At 55.7% G+C, this 23,921-nt stretch carries 21 protein-coding genes and 3 pseudogenes; 8 read left to right on the top strand and 16 right to left on the bottom strand.

Features of this window, described 5'->3' with window-relative positions:
- Positions 1–14 precede the first annotated feature (14 nt).
- Together yigL and pldB are read right to left on the bottom strand one after the other, a co-directional pair.
- Entirely contained in the window at positions 15–821 is an 807-nt protein-coding gene (gene yigL / locus ACTBDZ_RS02620) for a sugar/pyridoxal phosphate phosphatase YigL (RefSeq protein ID WP_438814129.1), read from the bottom strand.
- 51 nt (positions 822–872) lie between these two features.
- A complete protein-coding gene (gene pldB / locus ACTBDZ_RS02615; RefSeq protein ID WP_438814128.1) occupies positions 873–1,883 on the bottom strand; it encodes a lysophospholipase L2 in 1,011 nt (336 codons plus the stop codon).
- Between the two features lie 214 nt (positions 1,884–2,097).
- Here pldB and rhtB point away from each other — a divergent pair.
- Positions 2,098–2,607, top strand: a pseudogene (rhtB, locus tag ACTBDZ_RS02610) (homoserine/homoserine lactone efflux protein); the annotation flags it as partial.
- Here rhtB and rhtC read toward each other — a convergent pair.
- From rhtC to pldA, 3 genes and pseudogenes are all read right to left on the bottom strand, one after another.
- Positions 2,607–3,224 (bottom strand): annotated as a pseudogene (rhtC, locus tag ACTBDZ_RS02605) (threonine export protein RhtC). The pseudogenes rhtB and rhtC overlap by 1 nt on opposite strands.
- 41 nt (positions 3,225–3,265) lie before the next feature.
- Complete coding sequence (recQ, locus tag ACTBDZ_RS02600) at positions 3,266–5,098, bottom strand: ATP-dependent DNA helicase RecQ (RefSeq protein WP_438814127.1); 1,833 nt, start codon at positions 5,096–5,098, stop codon at positions 3,266–3,268.
- 133 nt (positions 5,099–5,231) lie between these two features.
- A pseudogene (pldA, locus tag ACTBDZ_RS02595) lies at positions 5,232–6,093 on the bottom strand (phospholipase A); the annotation flags it as partial.
- Positions 6,094–6,299: 206 nt separating this feature from the next.
- Here pldA and ACTBDZ_RS02590 point away from each other — a divergent pair.
- Positions 6,300–6,806: a thioesterase family protein gene (locus tag ACTBDZ_RS02590; protein ID WP_438814126.1), complete on the top strand. Its 507-nt coding sequence runs from the start codon at positions 6,300–6,302 to the stop codon at positions 6,804–6,806.
- A gap of 146 nt (positions 6,807–6,952) precedes the next feature.
- Positions 6,953–7,861: an EamA family transporter RarD gene (rarD, locus tag ACTBDZ_RS02585; protein ID WP_438814125.1), complete on the top strand. Its 909-nt coding sequence runs from the start codon at positions 6,953–6,955 to the stop codon at positions 7,859–7,861.
- On the opposite strand, the gene ACTBDZ_RS02580 is transcribed toward rarD, so the two are convergent.
- The 9 genes from ACTBDZ_RS02580 to lptM all read right to left on the bottom strand — a co-directional run bounded on the left by ACTBDZ_RS02580 (position 7,832) and on the right by lptM (position 16,580).
- On the bottom strand, positions 7,832–8,890 hold the full coding sequence (locus ACTBDZ_RS02580; RefSeq protein ID WP_438814124.1) for an AbrB family transcriptional regulator: 1,059 nt from the start codon (positions 8,888–8,890) through the stop codon (positions 7,832–7,834). The genes rarD and ACTBDZ_RS02580 overlap by 30 nt on opposite strands.
- Before the next feature lie 134 nt (positions 8,891–9,024).
- Complete coding sequence (gene corA, locus ACTBDZ_RS02575; RefSeq protein ID WP_195314450.1) at positions 9,025–9,975, bottom strand: magnesium/cobalt transporter CorA; 951 nt, start codon at positions 9,973–9,975, stop codon at positions 9,025–9,027.
- A 393-nt stretch (positions 9,976–10,368) separates the two neighbouring features.
- Positions 10,369–11,115 (bottom strand): cyclase family protein, encoded by a 747-nt coding sequence (locus ACTBDZ_RS02570; RefSeq protein ID WP_438814123.1) that lies wholly within the window; start codon positions 11,113–11,115, stop codon positions 10,369–10,371.
- A gap of 48 nt (positions 11,116–11,163) precedes the next feature.
- Complete coding sequence (gene uvrD / locus ACTBDZ_RS02565; protein ID WP_438814122.1) at positions 11,164–13,326, bottom strand: DNA helicase II; 2,163 nt, start codon at positions 13,324–13,326, stop codon at positions 11,164–11,166.
- Between the two features lie 83 nt (positions 13,327–13,409).
- Complete coding sequence (locus ACTBDZ_RS02560) at positions 13,410–13,904, bottom strand: HAD hydrolase-like protein (protein ID WP_438814133.1); 495 nt, start codon at positions 13,902–13,904, stop codon at positions 13,410–13,412.
- The gene (gene xerC / locus ACTBDZ_RS02555) at positions 13,904–14,821 is read right to left on the bottom strand and encodes a tyrosine recombinase XerC (protein WP_438814121.1); all 918 of its coding nucleotides are present in this window, start codon (positions 14,819–14,821) and stop codon (positions 13,904–13,906) included. The genes ACTBDZ_RS02560 and xerC overlap by 1 nt, the downstream gene beginning before the upstream one ends.
- Entirely contained in the window at positions 14,818–15,522 is a 705-nt protein-coding gene (locus ACTBDZ_RS02550; RefSeq protein WP_438814120.1) for a DUF484 domain-containing protein, read from the bottom strand. Before ACTBDZ_RS02550 ends, xerC begins: the two co-directional genes overlap by 4 nt.
- Positions 15,519–16,343: a diaminopimelate epimerase gene (dapF, locus tag ACTBDZ_RS02545; RefSeq protein WP_438814119.1), complete on the bottom strand. Its 825-nt coding sequence runs from the start codon at positions 16,341–16,343 to the stop codon at positions 15,519–15,521. The genes ACTBDZ_RS02550 and dapF overlap by 4 nt, the downstream gene beginning before the upstream one ends.
- Before the next feature lie 81 nt (positions 16,344–16,424).
- Complete coding sequence (gene lptM, locus ACTBDZ_RS02540) at positions 16,425–16,580, bottom strand: LPS translocon maturation chaperone LptM (protein ID WP_307833722.1); 156 nt, start codon at positions 16,578–16,580, stop codon at positions 16,425–16,427.
- A 77-nt stretch (positions 16,581–16,657) separates the two neighbouring features.
- On the opposite strand from lptM, the gene cyaY reads away from it, so the two are divergent.
- Positions 16,658–16,993 carry an iron donor protein CyaY gene (gene cyaY / locus ACTBDZ_RS02535; RefSeq protein ID WP_438814118.1) on the top strand — a complete coding sequence of 112 codons (336 nt, stop codon included), beginning with the start codon at positions 16,658–16,660 and terminating at the stop codon, positions 16,991–16,993.
- A gap of 41 nt (positions 16,994–17,034) precedes the next feature.
- On the opposite strand, the gene ACTBDZ_RS02530 is transcribed toward cyaY, so the two are convergent.
- Positions 17,035–19,590 (bottom strand): class I adenylate cyclase, encoded by a 2,556-nt coding sequence (locus ACTBDZ_RS02530; RefSeq protein WP_438814117.1) that lies wholly within the window; start codon positions 19,588–19,590, stop codon positions 17,035–17,037.
- A gap of 335 nt (positions 19,591–19,925) precedes the next feature.
- Here ACTBDZ_RS02530 and hemC point away from each other — a divergent pair, with 335 nt between their 5' ends.
- Genes hemC through hemY form a run of 4 tightly spaced genes read left to right on the top strand, consistent with a single transcriptional unit; the run spans position 19,926 to position 23,815 of the window.
- The gene (hemC, locus tag ACTBDZ_RS02525; protein ID WP_438814116.1) at positions 19,926–20,867 is read left to right on the top strand and encodes a hydroxymethylbilane synthase; all 942 of its coding nucleotides are present in this window, start codon (positions 19,926–19,928) and stop codon (positions 20,865–20,867) included.
- Positions 20,864–21,604, top strand: coding sequence for a uroporphyrinogen-III synthase (gene hemD / locus ACTBDZ_RS02520; RefSeq protein WP_438814115.1), 741 nt, complete (start codon positions 20,864–20,866; stop codon positions 21,602–21,604). The genes hemC and hemD overlap by 4 nt, the downstream gene beginning before the upstream one ends.
- A gap of 46 nt (positions 21,605–21,650) precedes the next feature.
- A complete protein-coding gene (hemX, locus tag ACTBDZ_RS02515; RefSeq protein WP_438814114.1) occupies positions 21,651–22,796 on the top strand; it encodes a uroporphyrinogen-III C-methyltransferase in 1,146 nt (381 codons plus the stop codon).
- 2 nt (positions 22,797–22,798) lie between these two features.
- Entirely contained in the window at positions 22,799–23,815 is a 1,017-nt protein-coding gene (hemY, locus tag ACTBDZ_RS02510; protein WP_438814113.1) for a protoheme IX biogenesis protein HemY, read from the top strand.
- Between the two features lie 5 nt (positions 23,816–23,820).
- Here hemY and ACTBDZ_RS02505 read toward each other — a convergent pair.
- Positions 23,821–23,921 (bottom strand): hypothetical protein (locus ACTBDZ_RS02505; RefSeq protein WP_438813920.1); only part of this gene is annotated, 101 nt, incomplete at its 5' end.

The following is a 23,921-nucleotide window of genomic DNA, read 5'->3' as shown; positions in this document are numbered from 1 at the left end:
CGCCAGCAACACCCTCACACCGCAGAGAGAAACAGACGACGCAACGCGTGGGCTACCGCATCGTCCGCATTGCTGCCAATGACTTCCAGTTGCGGCAGTAAATCTTTCAAGCGCTGATGCGCGTTGCGCATAATGCATCCTTTACCGGCCATCGACAGCATTTCAAAATCGTTCATGCCATCGCCAAACGCAATGCACGACGTCAAGGTATGCCCCATCAGTTTGGCGACTTGCTCCAACGCATGACCTTTGGATACGCCGCCCGCCATCACTTCCAGACAGCTCAGCGTGGAAAAGCTCACGTTAACCCGATCGCCCCAGCGTGCATTGATCGCCTCTTCCAACGGCAGCAGCTTCTCGTGGCTGTCACAGGTGAAGAACACTTTACTCACGCCATCAGTGCCGAGCAGGTCCGGTTCAAACAGTTTGTATTTGAATACTGACTCCTGAAAAAAGCGTTCCTCTTCCGGACGAGAGCGGCTCATAAACCATTCATCGTCACGGTAGACGTGCGTCAGCATCTCCGGGTTGCGGTACACCATGCCGTAGAGGTCGTGTGCAATATCCGGATCCAGATTGTGGCTGAAGATCAGCTCCCCCTGGGTGTTGTGCACGCGCGCGCCGTTAGAGGTGATCATAAAGGCGCTGATGCCCAGCCCGTCACGAATCTGCGCTACATCCAGATGATGCCGCCCGGTGGCAAACACAAAGTGGATGCCCTGTGCGGTCAGCAGTTTCAGGGTCTCTTTGGCGAATGGAGACAGCGTTTGGTCTGGCGACAGCAACGTGCCATCTAAATCGGAAGCAACGACGTGATACATAACAGTGAAGTCTCACCTCTAAGGGGAATGGCGCGGCGTCGGCCGCAACATTTACGGATATTGTGCAAAATGGTTGAGAATATGGGTAAACACCTGCGCCCGAATCCCATCTTCTTCGAATAACAGTTCATGGCGGGCACCCGCAATCACCACCGGGGTACCGCCAACGCAGGGGTGTCCGGCTTCAGCCAACGCCTGACAAAACGCATCCTGACTGTGATTATCCACCACGATATCCTCCTGCGCCTGAAGCAGCAGCAAAGGGGTGGTAATGCGCGCAGCCAATGCCATCAGTTCGCGCCCGGCGGCCATCGATTCTCGCATCCAGTGATAGGTCGGGCCACCAACGCGCAGGCCGGGTTCATCGGCATAGGCACGCACGCTGCGACGGTAACGCTCACGGCTGTGCGTTAGCACGTTGATCAAATAGGGCAGCGGACGCCATTGCCCGGTGCCGATAGCATAATAATCGCGAATGCGCGGGTGCAGTTCCGCCCAGGCAACAATGCGTGAAGCCAGCCAGCCCGGCATCGGCAATTTAATGCCACACATGGGCGCACACAGCGCCACGGCATCGAATGCATCCGGCCGACGTGCCAAAAAATGCCCCAGGATCGCGCCGCCCATTGAGTGGGCGAGCGCAAAGCAGCGCTGGTAGCGCAAGGGATCGGCCGTTTTCACCGCATCCACATGGTGCAACCAGAATTGCTCGACGTCGTCTACGTAATCACCAAAGCGTACCACATGGCCACGATTACCGTCTTCCAGCATCCGCCCGGAGCGCCCTTGGCCGCGATGATCCATGATCAGCACATCATAACCCGCCTGGAACAAATCGTAGGCGACTTCACCATACTTTACATAGCTTTCGATGCGGCCGGGAAACACCACCACCAGACGCGTGTGCTGTGGAGCGGTAAAGCGTACAAAGCGGATCGGCACATCGTCAACGCCGGGAAACTCCCCCTCTTCGCGCTGACGCCAGAAATCCAACAGCGTCCCGGTGACAAAGGCAGAAAACTGTTTTTCTCTTAATAATAGGCCGGAAATTTCGGGTGACATCACGTTTCTCCTTGCTGCACGGCACCGCGCTAGCTCCCTGCCACGCGGGGACTACCAGAGAGTTTTGTGATCGCTGGCACAACAATCAGCAATGGCGTATTGTGGCACATTCGGTCGTAATGTTTAACCACGTAACGCATCGGTAACCCCTTCAGTCTCCGTTGTGGCGATCGCAAACAACGCCAATGCAACAACATGCAATCAGGAAGCAGCTATGACCCTCGACTGGTGGTTAACCTATTATCTTCTCACAACGCTTATTCTCAGCCTTTCTCCGGGGTCCGGGGCTATCAACACCATGAGCACTGCTATCAGTCACGGCTATCGCGGTGCGGCGGCATCCATCGCCGGGCTACAAGTCGGGCTGGCTATCCATATCGTATTGGTCGGTATCGGTCTTGGTGCGCTGCTATCGCAATCGCTGCTGGCTTTTGACATTCTGAAATGGCTCGGTGCCGCTTATCTGATCTGGCTCGGCATTCAGCAGTGGCGCGCGGCCGGTTCACTCGATCTGCATGCGCTGGCGGGCACCCTACCACGCCGCCAGCTGTTTCGTCGTGCCGTTCTGGTCAATCTCACCAACCCGAAAAGCATCGTTTTTCTGGCGGCGCTGTTCCCACAGTTTATCGTGCCGCATCAGCCGCAGGTTGCTCAGTATCTGATTTTGGGGGTGACCACCGTGGCGGTCGATATTGTGGTGATGATCGGTTACGCCACGCTCGCTTAGCGCGAAATAATCAGATGCAGCCCAAAGCCGGTAAACAGCACTCCTGCCAGACCATCGATCCATTTAGCTAAACGCTGATAGCCGCGACGCATTGCAGGCAAGGCAAACACCATTGCCACCAGGCTAAACCACAGCAGCGTTTCCAGTGAGATTAACGCGAATAGTCCCCAGCGCGCACTGGTGCCAACGCTGTCACCCACAAACAGAGAGAACACGCTGCCGAAATAGATCAGCGCTTTTGGGTTGGCCAGGTTGGTCAGCAGACCGCGCATAAAGGTTTTCCCTTTCGAAGGCAGTTCTACCGTTTCAACTGTTTGCAGCTCCCCTTTGCGACGCGCTGCGCGCAACATGTACCATCCCATCCAGCACAGATACAATCCACCGCCGATAGTAATGGCATCGTGCAACCACGCCATTTTTTGCAGTAACAGGTGCAAACCCATCAACGCAATGGCCGCTCACACCATTACCCCCAGAGAAATCCCCAGCACGCCCATCATGGCTTCTTTGCGCGAGCGACTCGCCGCCGTCTGGGAAACAAAAAAGAAATCCGGCCCCGGGCTCATCAATGCCACGAAGTGCACCATCGCCACGGTCAAAAACAACATCATGATATTTTCCTTTTTTACCACAGAGTCTAGAAATTCAAGTTCGATCAGCGCACATCGTCGCCATCGTCCAGATGCTCACGGATCAGCGACATAAATGGCGTACCGAATCGCTCCAGTTTACGCTGCCCAACGCCGTTAATCGTCAGTAATTCGCTTGCCGTCACCGGCAAGCGATCGGCCATTTCCAGCAGCGTGGCATCACTGAACACCACATAAGGCGGGATATCGCCCTCATCAGCAATGGCTTTGCGTAGTTTGCGCAGTTTGGCAAACAGCTTGCGATCGTAAAGCCCGGTGTACGATTTTTGGTTCGCTTTCGGCTTCAGGTTAACCACGCGCGGCACCGCCAACTGCAATGGTATCTCACCACGCAGCACCGGACGGGCTGATTCGGTAAGTTGTACCGCTGAGTGCAATGCAATATTTTGCGTGAGGAACCCCAGGTGAATCAGTTGGCGCAGCACGCTGACCCAATGCTCATGCGATTGCTCACGGCCAATGCCGTACACTGGCAGCTTGTCGTGTCCCCATTCGCGAATACGCTGGTTATTGGCTCCGCGCAACACCTCCACCACATAGCCCAGGCCGAAGCGCTGCCCCACCCGGTATACGCAGGAGAGCGCCTTTTGCGCATCCACCAAGCCATCATAACGCTTAGGCGGATCGAGGCAGATATCACAGTTACCGCAAGGGGCATGCCGCCCTTCACCAAAATAGTTGAGCAGCACTAGACGCCGGCAGGTTTGCGCCTCCGCGAACGCCCCCATCGCGTTCAACTTGTGTCGTTCAATTTCTTGCTGCGGGCCCGGCGGTTTTTCCTCAAGGCAGCGGCGCAACCACGCCATGTCCGCCGGATCGTAAAACAGCGCGACTTCCGCAGGCAGGCCATCTCGCCCGGCACGCCCGGTCTCCTGATAGTAGGATTCGATAGTGCGTGGGATATCAAAGTGCACCACAAAGCGCACGTTGGGTTTGTTAATACCCATTCCAAAGGCGACGGTGGCTACCACCACTTGCAAATCGTCACGTAGGAACGCTTCCTGTACCTGCGCACGCCGTTCGTTGTCCAAGCCAGCATGATAGGCCGCCACGCTGAGGCCACGATTTTGCAGACGCGCACTGATATCCTCTACCTTCGCCCGGCTGTTGCAATAAATGATGCCGCTTTTACCGCGCTGGCCCTGCACAAACATCCACAGTTGATCGAGCGGTTTAAATTTCTCCACCAGCGTGTAGCGGATATTGGGCCTGTCGAAGCTGCTCAGATGAATATGCGGTTCGTGCAGATCGAGCAGGCGCACAATATCACTGCGCGTCGCGTCGTCGGCGGTGGCCGTCAAGGCAACCACTGGCAGCGTGGGGAAACGCTGCTTGATTTGCCCAAGGGCGCGGTATTCCGGGCGGAAATCATGCCCCCACTGGGAGATACAGTGCGCTTCGTCGATGGCAATCAGTGCTGGATTCCACTGGGCAAGCTGGTCAAAGAAGCTGTCCGTGGTTAAACGCTCCGGCGCGATATACAGCAGCTTGATTTCACCGCTGCGACAGCGGGTCATCACATCCCACTGCTGCTCACGGGTCTGGGTCGAGTTCAGGCAGGCGGCAGTCACGCCGTAGGCAAGAAGCTGATCCACCTGATCTTTCATCAAAGAGATCAGCGGAGACACCACCAGCGTCAGACCATCCAGCACCAATGCGGGGATCTGGTAGCACAGCGATTTCCCGCCCCCGGTCGGCATGATCACCAGACAATCCTGACCGTTGACCGCAGCCTGAATGACCGCATCCTGACCGGGACGGAATTGCTGATAACCGAACGTATCGCGTAGAACCTGAGCCGCTAACGCTTCCTTATTTAACACTTCCGCCGTAGACACGCGTTCCCCGATCCTCTTGCATCACATCAGCCCGTGGCCGATAAAATCAAACAGGCGCTATTTTCAGCGCCTGTGATAAAAACTGCAATCTTTTGACCACGAGAATTATTTTTTCTGAAAACACGCCCCAAAAGATATCGTTCAACATCACACCGACACCGTAACGCGTCTGCCGATGGTTGTAGTCGATCATCGATTCGCCATAGCCGCTAAACACCTTGGTATAGAAGCGTACATGCCTGGTTATCGGATAGCTCCACCCCAACTCTGCGTTGCCGTAACCGCTGTTCCAGTTGTAATGCCCTGCTACGCTGAAAATGCTGTCGCCCCAGACGTAGCCAACACGAACCCGATAATACCCCAGATACTTGGTGATATCCGGGTTGTCATCCTTGCGGTCAGGGATCAGGAACCAAGTGTTTGAGATCCACCTTCCAGTTGCCGTTTTGCGCCATTAGGCGCATATAGGCGCAATCCCAACTGCGCGAAGTTGGATCTGCCTTGCCGTTGGATTGGTGATTCAGCCCCACTTCCACATCGCGCAATGTCCATCCGCCCAAGCTGTAATCGGTCGCCCAGCCAAGAAATATCTGTGGTTCATAGTTAGTTTCACGAAACGGTGAGGATTCATCGGCATTCGACATCTGCCACCAGGATTGCTGGGTATAAGAGACCCCCAACAGCGAATTGTCGCCCATGATGCCGCGCCAGATGGGGAAGGCCAGACTCAACTGGAAATTCACTTCATCTTTACGCGCTTCTTTGGCCCAGTCGTAACTGCTGATCGCTTGCTTATTGATGTTGGTGGTGTAGGTATAAAGCAGATAGTTGCTTTCGTAAGGATAAAGGATAAAAGGGTTATCATGGTCTTGCAGCAAATTGGCAATAATGCTGCCACGCACTGCGGGCCTGTCGTGTACAACCTGAACTTTTGCTTCTTCTGCCTGAACTTGTGCCGCCAACAAGAGCGCCACTACGCCCGCAATTTTGCGCATACGATATCTCCGACCAACATGAAAGTAAGGAAAAATGATAGACACGCTCGTTATTATTCTAGCTTCATAATCTGTACTTGAATCATCCACTTCCTAGTTATTCATGCTTTTCTGAAAAGAAACAGAAACGCCTCATAAAACAAACAAAAATTTAACGTTAAACTATCCTTATTCTCTGTTCCGATCGTTACTGAGGGCCGCCCGCTATGTCATTACCGCTTGTCCAGCAGGATGACACGCTTCCCCCTGATGCCATGCTGCCTCAGGAGAGCGTTCGCCAACGCGTCAGCGACATTTTTATCTATCAGATGCCCTTCAACCGGGAACTGGGGCTTGAACTGCGTGAGTTTGAAGCCGACCATGCCATTTTGGTGTTTGATCGTCAGGAGCGATTGGTCGGCAATGCGTTGCAAAAAATTCTCCACGGCGGTGTGATCGCCGCCGGGCTGGATGTGGCCGCCGGGCTGGTCTGCGTTGGCAGCGCGCTGTTACGGCACCACAGCATCAGCGCTCAGGAATTTCACCAGCGACTGGCGCGCATAGGCACTATCGATCTGCGTGTGGACTATCTGCGCCCGGGCCGCGGCGAGCACTTTATCCTGACCAGCACGCTGCTGCGTGGCGGCAATAAAATCGCCGTGGCGCGTGCCGAGTTGCACAACGAGGCACAGGTGCATATCACCACCGCCACGGCCACCTATATCGTCGGATAACGCCGAATTATTCGCACAGTAACGATATAAAAGGCTGAATAATCCGATTTTACCAAAACGAAGCACCAAAACGGGAAGGGAAGATGAAAGTCACTGCGGTTTCGCGTACAGTACTCCCTCTTCAGTCCGTTGAGTAAGCCTTCCACATGAATGAACAGCAATCACGCCAGGGTGTGTTATTCGCCCTTGGTGCCTATTTCATTTGGGGCATCGCACCCGTCTACTTCAAGCTGATTGGCGCAGTGCCTACCACAGAAATTCTTACGCACCGGATTATCTGGTCGTTTCTCTTCATGCTGGTTTTGGTGAGCATCAACCGCAAATGGCGTCAGGTACAGCACGTCATGGGATCACCCAAAACGCTGCTGATGCTGGCGCTGACCGCCGTGCTAGTGGGCGGTAACCGGCTGCTCTACATTTGGGCGGTAAACCACAATCACATTCTGGAAGCCAGCCTGGGCTATTTTATCAACCCACTGGTTAACGTGATGCTGGGAATGATTTTTCTCGGCGAGCGTTTCCGCCGCCTGCAATGGTGCGCGGTGTTGTTGGCGTTCAGCGGCGTGTTGATTCAGCTCTGGCAGTTTGGCTCGGTGCCGGTGATTGCTCTGGCGCTGGCCTTTAGCTTCGCGATCTATGACCTGTTGCGCAAAAAACTCGGCGTAGACGGCCAGACCGGCATGCTGATTGAAACCCTGTGGCTGCTGCCTGCGGCAATTATCTATCTGTTTTTTATCGCCGATACACCGAGCAGCCACCTTGGTAATAACAGTACGACGCTCAATCTGCTGCTGGTCAGCGCAGGCATCGTGACCACCGTGCCGCTGTTGTTTTTCACCGCCGCCGCCGTGAGAATGCGCCTGTCTACGCTCGGATTCTTCCAGTACCTCGGCCCGACGCTGATGTTTATCATCGCGGTCACGCTCTATGGCGAACCGCTCGGCAGCGACAAAATGGTGGCATTTGGTTTTATCTGGGCGGCGCTGGCGCTGTTTATCATCGATGCCCTCATCGCCCAGCGGAAATTACGTCGCGTTCAGCGCCGTGTGGCGTGAGATGTAGCGTGACAACACCGGGCTAAACAGCAGCGTCGAAAACAGCCTCAGGGTTTGCATCGCAATCACAAAGGCCATGTCAACGTTGCTACCCGCCGCAATGACCGCAATGGAGTCCAGCCCGCTGGGGCTGGACTCCAGATAGGCGGTAAGAATATCCACCGGTAGCAACAGCGTTACCCCGTAAGCCATCCCTCCGCACAGCACCATCAGGCCGACGATAGAGGCCATCATCTGTGGCAAGGTGCGAATAGCCAGCAGGAAAATCGGGCGGGTAAAGCTTAAGCCCACACTCCAACCGATGAACGCATAGGCCAATGACAGTATCCATTCCGGCGTTTGCAGCGTCAACGTGCCCGTCGAGTGCAGCGCGGCGCCGAGGATCATCGGCCCCAGCAGTGCACCGGACGGCAGGCGCAGCCAGCGCCCGAACAGCACGCCGCAACATGCCACACCGAGTGTGGCAAAAAAACGCCAGTCGAGTGCAGGAAACCAGATCAGCGCGGCGGTGTTATGCGCGGCCGTTTCGCCAAGGCTCAAGCGCGCCACAAAGGCGGCGGCAGCCGTCACCATCAGCACGCGCAGGTATTGCATAAACGCCACCAGACGCACGTCGGCACCAAATTCGCTCGACATAGCAACCATGGCCGAGGCACCGCCAGGTGATGCGCCCCAGGCCCCGGTGGTGCCGGGTAAGGCGCTGAATTTGACCAGTAACCAACCAGAAAAGCCGCTGGCGGCAAGAGTCGCCACCAGAATGCCCAGCACTAACGGCCATTCCTGCAACAGCGAACTCAAAATAGAGAGGGAGAGGCTTTGCGCCACCAGACAGCCAAGGATGGCATTAGCGGCCCAAAAATACGCAGGAGGCATACGGATCGTCGCCCCTTTCAAACCCATGACGACACCAACCATCATCGGCCCTAACAGAAACGCGGCCGGAACATGGAACCACTGCAATACCAACCCCAGCAGCAGAGAAGCAACCAGTAGCACTCCCCACTGCGCCAAGGGCGAAACCCTTCCCATAGCGACAACCTGATATGACAATACCTGTAGAGGTTTCATTCTAAACAGAAGGGAGAGCTAATGAATATGGAAATGATCGTAGAAGCCGAAAATGAGCGCGTTCCCGGCTTACGCCGGGAAGCATAGCGCTATGGTTACAGCCAGTTTTTGCGCTTGAAGTAGAGATACGGAGCCAATCCTGCCAGGATCATCAGCACGATAGCCCCCGGGTAACCAAACGACCAGTGCAGTTCCGGCATAAACTCAAAGTTCATCCCATAGCTGGACGCCACCAGCGTCGGCGGCAGAAACACCACGGAAACCACCGAGAAGATCTTGATAATGCGGCTCTGCTCGATATTGATAAAGCCCATCGCCGCCTGCATCAAGAAGTTGACCTTCTGAAACAGAGATTCATTGTGCGGCAGCAGGGATTCGATATCGCGCAGGATCTCGCGCGCCTGTTCCAGTTGCCCGCTCGGCAGGCGCGCGCGACGTACCAGAAAATTCAACGCACGCTGAGTATCCATCAAACACAGGCGCACCTTCCAACCCACATCTTCCAATTCTGCCAGCGTAGAGAGCGCTTCGTCGTACTCTTCGCCCTGGCGCCCTTCCATGATCACGCGACTGAGCGATTCCAGATCGCTATAGATGTTTTCGATTTCATCGGCCAGTTGTTCAATCTTGGTTTCAAACAGATCGAGCAACAGTTCGTAGGCGTTACCGTCTACCAGCGTCTGGTTGCGCGCGCGCATCCGGTACAGACGAAAGGCCGGTAACTCGCGCTCACGCAGCGTGTACAAACGCCCGTCGCGAATGGTGAATGCCACGGTGGAGTTTCCAGCGTGATCGTCCGCGTCTTCGAAGAAGAAAAAGGAGTGGATATGCAGGCCGTCTTCGTCTTCGAAGAAACGAGCCGATGCTTCGATATCTTCCAGTTCAGGGCGCGTTGCCAGGCTCTGCCCCAACCGGTTTTGCACCAGCTCACGCTCTTCATCTTCAGGCTCGACCAAATCCACCCACACGGAGGCAGCAATATCATCGGTGTCGTCCAGTTCCAGACGGGATAAACGGCAGTTATCCAGTTTAAATGCGCTCAGCATAGGCCATGTGCTCCTAGTGCGATAACAGAGAAAGACGGACGCGTTGAAGCACAGAAACGGTGATGACAGGGCACCAACAGGTTTCGAACCGACGGTGCTGACTCAATTTGATGACGGAGGGATACAACATCACCGATAACCACCAGGGCTACCGATATAACAGCGGGAAGCCTTAGAAATGGTTAGTAATCAATTGATTAATGAGCCAGCATCGACTGGGTGTGTCCAAGGCGGGGCCCTCCGGGAATAATGATGGGCGCATGTTACGCCGAGATGAAAAAGCCTGTCAACTTTTAAACTGTGACAGTTAAAAGATGCACGAATTGTTCAATTCTGCCTCGAACGATAAGCCCGTGCGGCGAAGGTGACTTTCCCACGCCGCCTCCATGCCGTTTAGCACTCATCGTCAGGCAGATAGGCAATCGCCCGAACCGGAAAGCCCGGCGCACCGGCAAAATTGGGAAAGCTGACCTGAAGATACGCCCCGACAGCAGGCACCTGATCCAGATTGTTCATCACCTCGACCTGCCAGGCATCGCGATCGAGCACATAGAATTCGCCAATCAGCCCATTGTTGCGACGAAAATCCACGGCGGCATCAGTGTCCAGTGTTTCATGGCCGACGGCAGCAATCTGGCGCTGTTCAAACAAAAAGCGCAATGCCTCTATGGACCAACCCGGCGTGTGACTATTGCCTTCGGTATCGTTGTTGGCAAAGGCCTGCGCATCCGGCCAGCGCTTGCTCCAACCGCTGGCGAACGCCACAAAGCAACCCGATGGGATCTGACCGTATTGCTGCTCGAAATCCACAATGTCCTGCACGCCGAGACGGTAGTCGGCATCCTGTGCCACCGCCTCCTGTTTGTGGATCACGCGCAACGGCAGCAACAACGCCTTGTTGGCAAGACCATCCAGACAGCGTTTGCCCAGAGAAAAATGCGCAGGGGCATCAATGTGCGTACCCGTCTGGGTTACAAAGGTGAGCTGTTGGGCAAAAAAACCATCTTGCTCAACCGTATACAGCGTGTTGCGCTGCACACCGGGAAACGCGCTAAAGATAGGGATAGATTCTGTTACGCTGTGCGTCAGGTCTACCCATTTCTTGCCACGCAGGGCAGTGATTATCTCGTCTAACGTCATCCCGGTTGCTCTCCTTTTCTGTAAAACGCGACAGTGTTGATACCTGTGTTATACCGTCTCCAACCGCGCATAGGCGGCGACCAGCCACTTGATACCTTGTCCCTGGAAAGCGACCTGTAAACGGCAATGCTCACCGCTGCCTTCCAGATTGATGATGGTCCCTTCGCCAAATTTGTCGTGGCGCACCCGCTGGCCCAGCGCATAGCCGCTGTCACTTTGGCTCACTGGCGTACCCAAGCGCTGGTGATTGACCGGACGAGACACGCTGGCACGCAGGCGCACTTCCTCCACGCACTCGACAGGCAGTTCACCAACAAAACGCGATGGGCGATGATAGGTTTCCTTGCCGTACAACCGCCGGCTTTCGGCATAGGTCAGAGTGAGCTTCTGCATGGCGCGCGTCACGCCGACATAGGCCAGACGGCGCTCTTCTTCGAGACGCCCGCCCTCATCCAGCGACATCTGGCTCGGGAACATGCCCTCTTCCATGCCAACGATAAACACCTGAGGAAACTCTAGCCCTTTAGCGGAGTGCAGCGTCATCAGTTGCACCGCATCCTGATAAGCATCGGCCTGCCCTTCCCCCGCTTCCAATGCCGCGTGAGAGAGAAACTCCTGCAACGGCATCAGGTCCATATCCTCCTCCTGATAGCTGAACTGGCGCGTTGCCGTCACCAGTTCCTCCAGGTTTTCTACCCGCGCTTGCCCTTTCTCGCCGTTTTCCTGCTCATACATCTGCCACAGGCCGGAATCTTTGATAGCGCGGTCGGTTTGCACGTGCAGCGGCAAATCGGCGGTTTCATAGGCCAGTGCTTCCACCAACTCGAGGAAGCGCTGCAACGCAGAAGCGGCACGCCCTGCCAGCGCTTTTTCCTGCAACAGCACGCGGCTGGATTGCCACAGCGTCACCTGTCGATCGCGCGCAGTTTGACGCACCACATCCAAGGTACGATCGCCGATACCGCGCGTTGGGGTATTCACCACGCGTTCGAAAGCGGCATCATCATTGCGGTTGGCAATCAGGCGCAAATAGGCGAGCGCATCTTTGATTTCCTGACGTTCGAAGAAGCGCATGCCGCCATAAATCCGGTACGGCATGTTCTGTTGTAGCAAGGCCTCTTCCAGCACGCGCGATTGGGCGTTGCTGCGATACAGGATGGCGTTTTCCTTGAGTGCACCGCCATTTTCCTGCCACACCTTGATGCGATTAACCACAAAACGGGCTTCATCCAGTTCGTTAAACGCGCAGTACAGGGAGATCGGGTCCCCCTGCGCATCTTCCGTCCACAGGTTTTTACCCAACCGCCCGCCGTTGTGCGCAATCAGCGCATTAGCCGCAGTAAGAATATTGCCGGTAGAGCGATAGTTCTGCTCCAGACGAATGGTCTCGGCTTTGGGAAAGTCATTTAAAAACAGCTGGATATTTTCCACCTGCGCCCCGCGCCAGCCATAAATTGACTGATCGTCATCACCGACGATCATCACGCTGGCGCTGTCTCCCGCCAGCATGCGGATCCAGGCGTACTGAATACGGTTGGTATCCTGAAACTCATCCACCAGAATATTGGTGAAGCGCTCGCGGTAGTGACTGAGAATATGGGGTTTGTTCAGCCACAGTTCGTGAGCACGCAGCAGGAGTTCGGCAAAATCGACCAGTCCGGCGCGATCGCACACTTCCTGATAGGCCTGATAAACCTTGAGCCAGGTCTGCTCAACGGGATTGCCGTAGCTTTCGATATGCTGTGGGCGTAGACCTTCGTCTTTCTTGCCGTTGATGTACCACATCGCCTGGCGCGCCGGCCACTGTTTATCATCCAGATTCAGTGCCCGAATCAGGCGCTTGAGCAGACGCAGTTGATCTTCACTGTCCAGAATCTGAAAATCCTGCGGCAAACCGGCATCAAGATGGTGCGCGCGCAGCAAGCGGTGCGCCAGACCGTGGAAAGTGCCGATCCACATGCCGCCCTGACTGGTGCCGATCAAATGCTCGATACGGTGACGCATCTCCGCCGCCGCCTTGTTGGTAAACGTCACCGCCATGATGGAATAGGGCGAGCACTGCTCAACGGACGTCAACCAGGCGATACGGTGCACCAGCACCCGCGTTTTGCCGCTTCCGGCGCCCGCCAGTACAAGAAGATTCCCACGCGGCGCGACAACCACATCGCGCTGTTTATTGTTCAGGCCATCAAGAAGTTGAGAAACGTCCATCGGTACAGTTATCCGTTAACAGACAAGCAGTAACCCCAGGGGCACTTACTTCACTGGTGATTTATACAGCTAAATTAGCAGAATTATAGCAGCGTTGTGAGCAATGCCAACCGTGAAATTTCCACATGCGGCAATAACCGCGCATCGTCAATCTTCATCAGGTTGCCTTCATGCAGGTTAATCCAGCACGCTTGCAAGCCATTACGCACCGCACCGGCCACGTCGGTGGTCAAGTCGTCACCCACGTGCAGAATCTGCCCCGGAGCCACGCCCAGCGCCTGCGCTGCACCGTGGCTCGCCGTCGCCGCATCCAGCCCCGCCTCCAGCAACAATTGCGCTACCGCCCGCCGACGCCACTCGGTGACATCATGGTATATCTCTGGCTCCTGCTCACGCAGCGCTTCGCGAATACGCTGTAAATCGCTGGACTGCACCGCGCTCAGCGCCGGGTGAAAGTCTTGCAGAAAGCGCACCGATTCCAGTTGGGTGCGCTGAATGACTTCACGGTTATCGTACAGCGTATCGTCTAAATCAAACGTCATGGCGGCTATCGGTGCCAGTGGACGGTAAAAATGCATCATGTCTTCCCTCGTTTGGCACGCGGGTGTGCGGCATCGTACACCGTCGCCAAATGCTGAAAATCCAAATGGGTATAAATTTGCGTGGTAGAAAGGTTGGCATGCCCCAGTAGTTCCTGCACCGCGCGCAGGTCACCGCTTGATTCCAGCATATGGGTGGCAAAAGAGTGACGTAGCTTATGCGGATGGACGTGACTGTTCAGCCCCTGCTTGATCCCCCACTCGGCAAAACGCTTTTGCACGTTGCGCATCGAAATACGCTTACCCTGCCGGGTAATGAAGATGGCATCATCTTCCGGGCCAAACAGCTCACGCCGTTCCAGCCACTCGCGCAGCCAGTGCACGGCGGTGCGTCCCAGCGGCAGCTTGCGCTCTTTACTGCTCTTACCCACGACCCACACTTCGCCGCCGTCCAAATCGACATGACGACACTCCATGCCGACCAGTTCCGCCAAACGTAAGCCCGAGCCGTACATCACTTCCAGCATGGCGCGATCGCGCACCGCAAGCGGATCGTTGAGATCGATCTCCAGCAGGCGATTTACTTCATCCACATCCATGTTTTTCGGCAGATGTCGGCCCGCTTTGGGCGCAGAAATACCGCGCGCCGGGTTGGCGGTTAACACCCCTTGCGCCACCTGCCAATCAAGAAAACTGCGCAGTGCCGAAAGGCGCAGCGCCAGACTTGCCGCTTGCAACCCACCGCGTTTGCTGCGCGTAGCCACCGAGCGCACTCCCGCCGCATCCAGCGTGTGCCAGTCGGTGATGCCCATTTCATCCAGCATGGCGGCAATGGCACCCAGTTGACGGCAGTAATTTTCCTGCGTCAGCGGACTGAGCTGGCGTTCCGCTTTCAAATAACGTAAAAACGCTGCGACCGAGGTCAACAGTGGTGAAGGCAGCGCGGGGTCGCTCATACCCGTTCAACCCAACGCGCCAGCATATCCGGCAGCAGGTTGGCTAGGTGTTGCAACAACACGGTACCCATGCCGTCTTGATAGTGATGGCTGTCGCGGCTGCTGAAAATCACCAGGCCCAGCGAGTCGTTTTTTCCCAACAGCGACAGCGCCACGGAACCCACCTGCCGCGCCTGCGGTAGCAGTAACAGCAGCTCCGGCCCGTTCAGGCTGCCAAGATAGTGGTTACTGTCACGCAGACGTTGTATGCGTAGCGGTTCAAACAACGAACGCGACAGCGCCAAATGGGTAAAGCGCGAAGGCGCGCTGATGCGCCATTTGTCACTGAACAGGCGAATATCCGCGCCAACCAACCCTTGTTGGCGTGACCAGCGCTGTAGGCGTTCAAGCAAATCATGCAGGCCAGTAGCCGCTGACAAATCGGTCTGTAACGCCAGCAGACGACGGAACAACACTTCGTTGCCGCGCGCCTGCTCCATCAGCAAGGTGATCTCTTCTTCCAACTGCGCAATGTGGTGCCGCTGGCGCGCTAACTGCCATTCAACCAGCGAGACTGTCCCCCGCACCGGGTGCGGGATGTGCATTTGCTCGACCTGCCGCGCATTGCGAATAAAGAAATCAGGGTTCTGTTGCAGGAACTGCAAAATCAGTTCGTCACTCAGTGCGCTCTGGCGTTCTGCCTGTTCCTCGACCTGCTTCATAAATGAATAAATCCATCATAGACATGGGTGGCAGGACCGGTCATATAAAGCGGATGCCCGACCCCTTTCCAATGGATATCCAGATCGCCCCCCGGTAACGAGACGCGAACCTCATCCGCCAATAGTCCTTGCTGAATGCCCACCGCCACGGCGGCACAGGCACCGCTGCCACAGGCCTGCGTTTCGCCCGCGCCACGCTCGTAGACCCGCAGGCGTATGTGGCTACGGTCAACAATTTGCATAAACCCGACGTTGACGCGCTCAGGAAAACGCTCGTGGCTTTCCAGCACCGGGCCAAGAGTTTCCACATTGGCGGTATCAACATCGTCAACCTGAATCACACAGTGGGGGTTGCCCATGGAAACCACGCCGCACAACACCGTATGATCGTTGGCGCGCAGGATATAGGTTTTCTCCGCCTTGGCAGCCCGAAACGGCACGCGCTGCGGTTCAAAATCCGGCTCGCCCATGTTCACCCGCACCAACTCATCATCCGTGACGCTGAGCACCATGCGCCCGGTATGGGTACTCACCGCAATATCGCGCTTGTTGGTCAGCCCTTTGATACGCACGAAACGGGCGAAACAGCGCGCGCCGTTACCGCACTGGGCCACTTCACTGCCATCCGCATTGAAAATGCGGTAGTGAAAATCCAGCTCAGGATCGTAAGGCGGCTCAACCACCAGCAATTGATCAAACCCGACCCCGCGATGGCGATCCGACAAACGGCGAATCAGCTCCGGCGAGAAATAGACATTTTGTGTAACGGCATCGACAACCATAAAATCATTGCCCAAACCGTGCATTTTAGCGAACTGCATTATACTGACTCCGCTCATGTAACCGGGCGCGGTAATTGCTATCGTGACCTGTTATCCGTGATTAAAATGCAACCGTGCCGGTTACGGACGCATCGACGGCTTTTGATGCGTATTCTTCTGTGCGTCTGGGGTGTTGGTCGGCTCACCGTTCGGCATATACAGCGGCCCTTTCAGCCCGCAACCCACCAATCCCAGCAGCATCAGCGCCAGAGAAAATGAACGAAATACCTGCTTCATGTCATTAAGACCTGTCAATCATCTATGCATGCTCTCTATAATCGCAGGTGGATCATGAAAAGCAATAGGAATCGAAAATGAACGACAGTGAGTTTCATCAATTAGCGGATGCGTTAATGTTGACTATCGAAGAAGCGTTGGACGACTTCGACGGTGATGCCGATATCGATTACGAAACCAACGGCGGCGTGATGACACTGAGTTTCGAAAACGGCAGCAAGATTGTCATCAACCGCCAGGAGCCACTGCATCAGGTATGGTTGGCAACCAAAGCCGGTGGCTATCACTTTACGTATCAGCCAGACAAGGGTCAGAAGGAACAGTGGATCTGCGATCGCAGCGGCGAATCCTTTTTTGCGCTGCTGGCGCAGGCATGCAGTGCGCAGGCCGGTGAGGACGTCTCTTTCGATTAACGCGGGAAAACGCTCTGTTACCACCAAAGACAACCAGAGCGTTACAGCATGTGCAGCCGCTGTTTGATCGCGGGCGACGCGCTTTCTTTGCCCGGCGATATGTTCAAATGAGATAGCGTTGTACTGCGAAAAGGAATCACCTGCGCCCGCCCATCTAACTGCACAATCTGGTAGAACTGCGGCAGGTTGAAATTGATAAAGCTGGAGCCGTAGGTAAAGCGGTCATGGGACGAAGAGTAAAAACGGCTCACGTTACGTACCAGCTCTTCCTTGCTGCCTTCACAGTGGTGATAAACCTCAACGCGGTTCGACTCATCCAGAATAAAGATATTAAAACCTTGCTCTTCCGGCAGATCTTCAAAGAAGAACTGGATGATCCCTTCGCTCGCCACGCCGTCGATGACCGCTGGCAGGTGGATATGGTTGGTCTCCACCTGCGTGGGTAACCCTTGCAGTTTGTTGTTGGAAATCGCGCCGTAGAACTCCACCGCATTTTCCAGCTTCTGCACCGATACGCTCAGGCGTTCGAAGAACAGACCCCAGGTCTGCCCTGCCACTTTTACCGCTTTGAAACGGCCCGGCTCTTGTCGGGTGCTGGACAGGCGTAGTTCAATGCACTCGGACACCAACTGCTGCACGCGCGTGCGAATCAAACCGCGCAGGTGTTGGCTGTAGCAGAACACTTCCAGCGATTCCGGCAGCGCCGCATCCTGATGCATTTTACCCAAAATGGTTTTCAGCGCTTCCAGCACTGACTGTTCGCCGTTGAAATGCAGGGTTCGCACTTCATTCCACGAATTACGGTACAGCAGGTCAATGCTGCCCACCAGACACTGCTGCTGCTCGCCGAAACTGAACACGTCCAGATGGCGGAAATCAAAGTGCACCACCTGATTGCGGAATGCCGCCGTTGGATCGTGCTCCAGATTGACGATAATCGCCAGATGCCGAATTTCGCACGGGCTGTACAGCGCCTTGGGCGTGGGGGCCGGTAAACGCAGTGGAAAGTGGCAGGAGACGTCATCCACCAATTCGCGCAGGCGGGCAATATCGATCTGTTCGCTGCCCTTAATGTGCAAGCGCGTGTTCGGCGTCAGCAGCCCGTTAAAATAGGCCCACGCCATTAGTTTGTTCAGGTAGCGGTTATATTCCAGCGGCTGATGGCTGATGATGGCATCCATAGACGGTGCCTGATTGTACAGATACCAGCCAGAGCGGTTGGCGCGGCCCGCCGGAACGTAGATAAAGGTCAGATCCGCTTCGGACAGGTCCGGCGAAATTTGCGGATTGAGCAGCGTTACTTTACCCGGCAGCGCTTCAAAGGCGGCATACAGTTTACGCATCAGTACGCCGATATCCTGCGGACTGGCACTCACGCTCAGGTTGTTGCGCCGCGCAAAGCGGATCAGGTTGCGATAGGTTTGCATCATCGCATCGAGCAACTCATTGTGCGCTTCACGCACGCGCTCGATTTTCCAGTTGGCGCGATTATCCAGCATGGCAAGGTGTTCGCTGCTCCAGCCCCACTCTTGCACCAGTTGGCTTAGGATCTGCCGCCGCCAGCCGACGCAGGCTTTTTCGCGCGACAGTTCTTCGCAGACTTTGAGATAAAAACAACGCCGCGCCAGATCGAGACGCGTCGGGTCTTCAATTTGCGTGAGGTATTCGGTTACCCGATCCAGCATCATACAATAAGGATCGAGCCCAAACGCCACGATCTCCCCTTTGTGCAGCCGGGCTTTGATATCCATCGACAGCAAGCGCGTGTCAGGGTATTGCCAGGAATAGGCCTCGAGCAGCAGGGTCTTCAATACCGCCTTGTACGGGGAATCGATACTTTTATACAACTGCCACAGACTGGCACCGAAATACTCTTCCGCCGAGAGCGAACTCAATCCGCCCAGGTCCAGCCACTCGTTGGGCGCAAGCGCACCCTGCGCGTAAAGCGACAGGACGTATTCGTCGTAATGCTCTTCTTCTTCAACCGGCACCATATGCCACAGCAGGCGTTTACCGGCCATGCGCACGGCGGTGCGATAAAATTCGTCCAGCAACAGGATATGCTGCGTCGAGCCGCAATCTTCTCCGCCCAGGCTGCCACTTTCATTGTGGCGAAAACGGTTCTCGTCAATCAGGAAGAAGCTGACATCCACCCCTTGCGCCGCCGCCCATTGCTCCAACAGGGTACATTTCTGCTGTAAACGCCGGTGCTCTTCGTGGTCTAGCCAGGATTGGTGGCACACCCAGATATCCAGATCGGAAGAGCAACTCTGACCGATGGACGAGGTGCTGCCCATGGAGTAAACGCCGGTAATCGGCAATTCACCTTGGGAATTGATGGCAGGGATCTCTCCCCAGCGCAGTTCAATGCTGTCGATGTAGCGCTGTTGGTTTTCATCAGGCGTGAACGTACACACACCGTGCGGAACCTTACCTTCAAGGTAGCCCGGCATGAGCGGATGATGGTGGTGCAATAATACGGGCAGAAGGCGATAAACCTGCTGAAAAGCGGGTTTCATTGCTTCCAGAGCGCGGTCAACTCGCAGTTGGTTGATCGCGTCCAGTATCTGCTTCAAAGTCTCGATGTAGAAGTACAAGACGGTCCGCCTGATTATCCCAGTGCCTAGAAAAAACCCCGTGTTCCAAACTCATCAGCAATAGAATTAGAGGAGTGACTGATAAGATAGTGCTGGAAACGTGATCAATTTAACACCTTGCTCATTGAGCGTAAAGAAACTAAAGAAAGTTAGCCACGATTAGCTTACTTTCTCTTATTGCCCTTGGCTCTCTGGCATGATTACGCCGCGATCCTCCCACCTCATGGTGAAAACACGCACCTTCCCGTCGCTATCCAGCACCTTCAGCGCCAGAACGCTGACACCTGAGCGTCTCAGTGATACGATGGCGCTAAATGATAAAAACGGTATTAAGCATGGTAGACAACACCCTTAGAATTGCCACCCGACAAAGCCCACTTGCACTGTGGCAAGCTCATTATGTGCAACAACAGTTGCAGCAATACTACCCCACGTTGCAGGTTGAACTGGTTCCCATGGTGACGCGTGGCGACATCATCCTGGACACGCCGCTGGCGAAAGTGGGCGGCAAGGTGCTGTTTGTTAAAGAGCTGGAGCGCGCTTTGCTGGAAGGCCGCGCGGATATCGCCGTGCACTCGATGAAGGATGTGCCAGTATCGTTCCCCGACGGGCTTGGCCTGTATACCATTTGTGAGCGTGACGATCCGCGCGATGCCTTTGTTTCGAATCAGTATGCCAGCGTGGCCGATCTCCCGCTCGAAAGCTGCGTCGGCACCTCCAGCCTGCGCCGCCAGTGCCAGTTGCGCGCTCGCCGACCGGATCTGATCATCCGCGATTTGCGCGGGAACGTTGGAACTCGCCTGAGCAAGCTGGATAACGGCGACTATGACGCCATTATTTTGGCCGTTGCCGGGCTGTCACGTCTGAATCTGTCAGAACGCATCCGCACGCCACTCACCCCGGAAGAATCGCTGCCCGCCGTCGGTCAGGGCGCGATTGGTATCGAATGCCGGGAAAATGACGCCCGCGTGCGCGAACTGCTGGCACCGCTCAACCATGAACAGACCGCCTGCCGCGTTCTTGCTGAACGCGCCATGAATCTTCGCCTCGACGGTGGCTGCCAAGTCCCGATCGGCAGCTATGCTGAACTTAATGCGGGGCAACTCTGGCTAAGAGCCTTGGTTGGCGCACCGGATGGCAGCAAGATGATTCACGGTGAGCGCATCGGCCCCGCCAGCGAAGCGGAACGCATGGGTATCGATCTGGCTGAAGAGCTGTTAGCCAACGGCGCAGACGCTATTCTGCACGCCGTTTATAAGGGCGCAGGCTCATCATGACCATTCTGGTGACCCGCCCGTCACCAGCGGGGGAGGCACTGGTGGAACGGCTGCGCAAGCTCGGCCACGCGGCTTGCCATAACCCGCTTATCGATTTTTCCCCCGGCAGTGAATTGCCTTCCCTGTCAGCACGGCTGGCGGCGCTACGCGAGGGCGATATGTTGTTCGCGCTGTCGCAGCACGCCGTGCGCTATGCCGCCGCCGCACTCACACAAGTGGGTTTACCCTGGCCCGCCGTCCCGGTTTATTACGCCATCGGACGTACCACCGCACTGGCGCTGCATCAGGCCACCTCTCGCGCCGTTGCCTATCCGCCCGAGCGGGAAACCAGCGAAATGCTGCTGCAACTGCCAGAATTACAAAATATTAGTGGCAAAAACGCGCTATTATTACGAGGGAATGGCGGCAGAGAGCTGCTGGCAACAACGCTCGCAGAACGCGGCGCACAGGTCAGTTATTGTGAATGTTATCAGCGCAGTCCGGTCTATTATGATGGGCCGGAACAGAGCCGACATTGGCAGCAACTCGGTATCGATCGTCTGGTGATCACCAGCGGCGATATGCTGCATCAGCTGTATGCGCTGGTGCCACATTATTATCGCGAATCCTGGCTGCTCCATTGCCAGGTTATCGTTGTTAGCGAACGGTTGGCGCTAGAGGCGCGCCAGCTTGGCTGGCGTGACGTGCTTATCGCGGACAATGCCGATAACGACGCGCTTGTGCGTCTGCTATCGTGACTGCACGGCCAACCGTACAACAAACCAGACCATGGGATGACCCATTATGACGGAACACCATACCCCTTCAACCCCATCGGAAACGGTGACAGAACGTCCTGATGCCACATTTTCGTCCTCCGACGCCGCGTCAGCGGATGAACCGCGCCGAGACCGTGCGGGACATGGCCGCGTGCTGGGTGGCGTTGCCATTGCTATCGCCCTGCTGTTAAGCGGGGGCGTGTACTATATCGGACAGCAACAGGAGAAACAAAACGCCGCGTCCATGGCACAAATGAAGGGCGAACTGTCGGCGCTACAGCAACAGTATCAACAAGATAAAACGGCGTGGCAGGCCGCGCTGGCACAACAAAAACAGTGGCAGGACAGCACCGCGAACCAGTTGAACGGGGTCACGCGGGAATCCAGCGAACTCAGCCAGAAACTGGCCGCCCTTTCCAACCACGACACCAGCACCTGGCTGCTGGCGCAGGCGGATTTTCTGGTCAAACTGGCCGGGCGCAAGCTGTGGAGTGATAAGGATGTACTGACCGCGGGCGCACTGCTGAAAAGCGCCGATGGCAGTCTGGCTGACATGAACGATCCGAGTCTGCTTGAACTGCGCCGGGCCATTGCCAATGATATCAGCGCGCTGGCGTCAGTCGGTCAGGTGGATTTCGACGGCATTATTTTGCGGGTGAATCAGTTAACCGATCAGGTCGACAATCTACGTCTGGCCGATAACACCCAGGACGATGATGCGCCAATGGATGAAACCGACGGCGAGCTTTCGGCCACACTCAGCGAATGGCGACAGAATCTGAGCAAAAGCTGGCACAGTTTCATGTCCGATTTTATTACCATTCGCCGGCGTGACAGTAATGCCGAACCCCTGCTGGCTCCGAATCAGGATTTCTACCTGCGTGAAAACATCCGAGCGCGCCTGCTGACCGCCGCACAGGCCGTGCCGCGTCATCAGAATGAGACCTTCAAACAGTCGCTGGAAGCGGTATCCACCTGGGTGCGAGCCTATTTTGATACCAGCGATCCCGGCACCAAAGCCTTTCTGGAACAGGTTGACAGCTTAAGCCAGCAGCCCGTATCTCTGGATGTTCCTACTACACTCCAAAGCCAGCCGCTGCTGGAAAAACTGATGCAAACGCGAGTGCGTAATCTGTTGGCGCAATCGCCTGCGCAGCAACAGGAGGGCTGATCATGCTGAAAGTGCTGTTCTTGTTCCTGATCCTTATTGCTGGCGTAGTGCTTGGCCCGATGCTCGCAGGACGTCAGGGCTATGTACTGGTGCAAACCGACACCTACAACATCGAAACCAGCGTTACCGGATTGGTTATCATGCTGATGCTGCTGTTGGTCGTCCTGTTTGCGCTGGAGTGGCTGTTGCGTCGCGTATTTCGCACCGGCGCGCGCACCCGCGGCTGGTTTCTCGGTCGTAAACGCACGCGCGCCAGAAAACAGACCAAAGCAGCTCTGCTCAAACTGGCCGAGGGCGATTATCTTCAGGTTGAAAAACTTCTGACGCGTAACGCGGATCACGCAGAGCAACCGGTAGTGAACTATCTGCTGGCCGCCGAAGCTGCGCAGCAACGCGGTGATGAATTTCGCACTCGACAGTATCTGGAACGGGCGGCCGAAATGGCCGACACCGATCAGTTGCCGGTAGACATCACCCGCGTGCGCATCCAACTGGCTCGTAATGAGGATCACGCCGCACGCCATGGCGTCGATCGTTTGCTGGCATACGCACCGCGCCATCCTGAAGTATTACGGTTAGCGGAACTGGCGTTCCAACGCACCCACGCTTACGGTGCGCTGTTAGATATTCTGCCTGCCATGCGCAAAACTCAGATTCGTACTGAGGAGGAGTTGGAGGCATTACGCCAATCCGCCCTGCTCGGCCTGATGGAACAAGCGATGGCGGAAGGCGGCAGCGAAGGACTGAAGCAGTGGTGGAAGGAACAAAGCTGCAAGGTGCGGCAAGATTTGCCATTGCAAGTGGCGATGGCGGAGCATCTTATTGCCTGCGACGATCACCACACCGCCCAACAGATTGTGATCGACGGTTTGAAACGTCACTACGATGAACGTCTGGTACTGCTAATGCCACGTCTGGCCGCAGGCGAACCGGCCTCGTTGGAAAAACTCCTGCGCCAGTTGCTAAAACAACACGATAATAGTGCGTTACTGCACAGTACCCTAAATAGCTGTTCCTAATACCGCTACACTTTTGCCTGTCCATGTTTTCCACTGGGAAACGGGCTGACGGTTTCCATGAAGCGGCGAACCTTGTTCAGTAACTGCCACATTGAACAGCATTGAT

The sequence above is a fragment of the Symbiopectobacterium sp. genome (genome assembly GCF_051710365.1).
Taxonomy (GTDB): domain Bacteria; phylum Pseudomonadota; class Gammaproteobacteria; order Enterobacterales; family Enterobacteriaceae; genus Symbiopectobacterium.
This window is presented reverse-complemented; position numbering and strand designations above follow the sequence as displayed.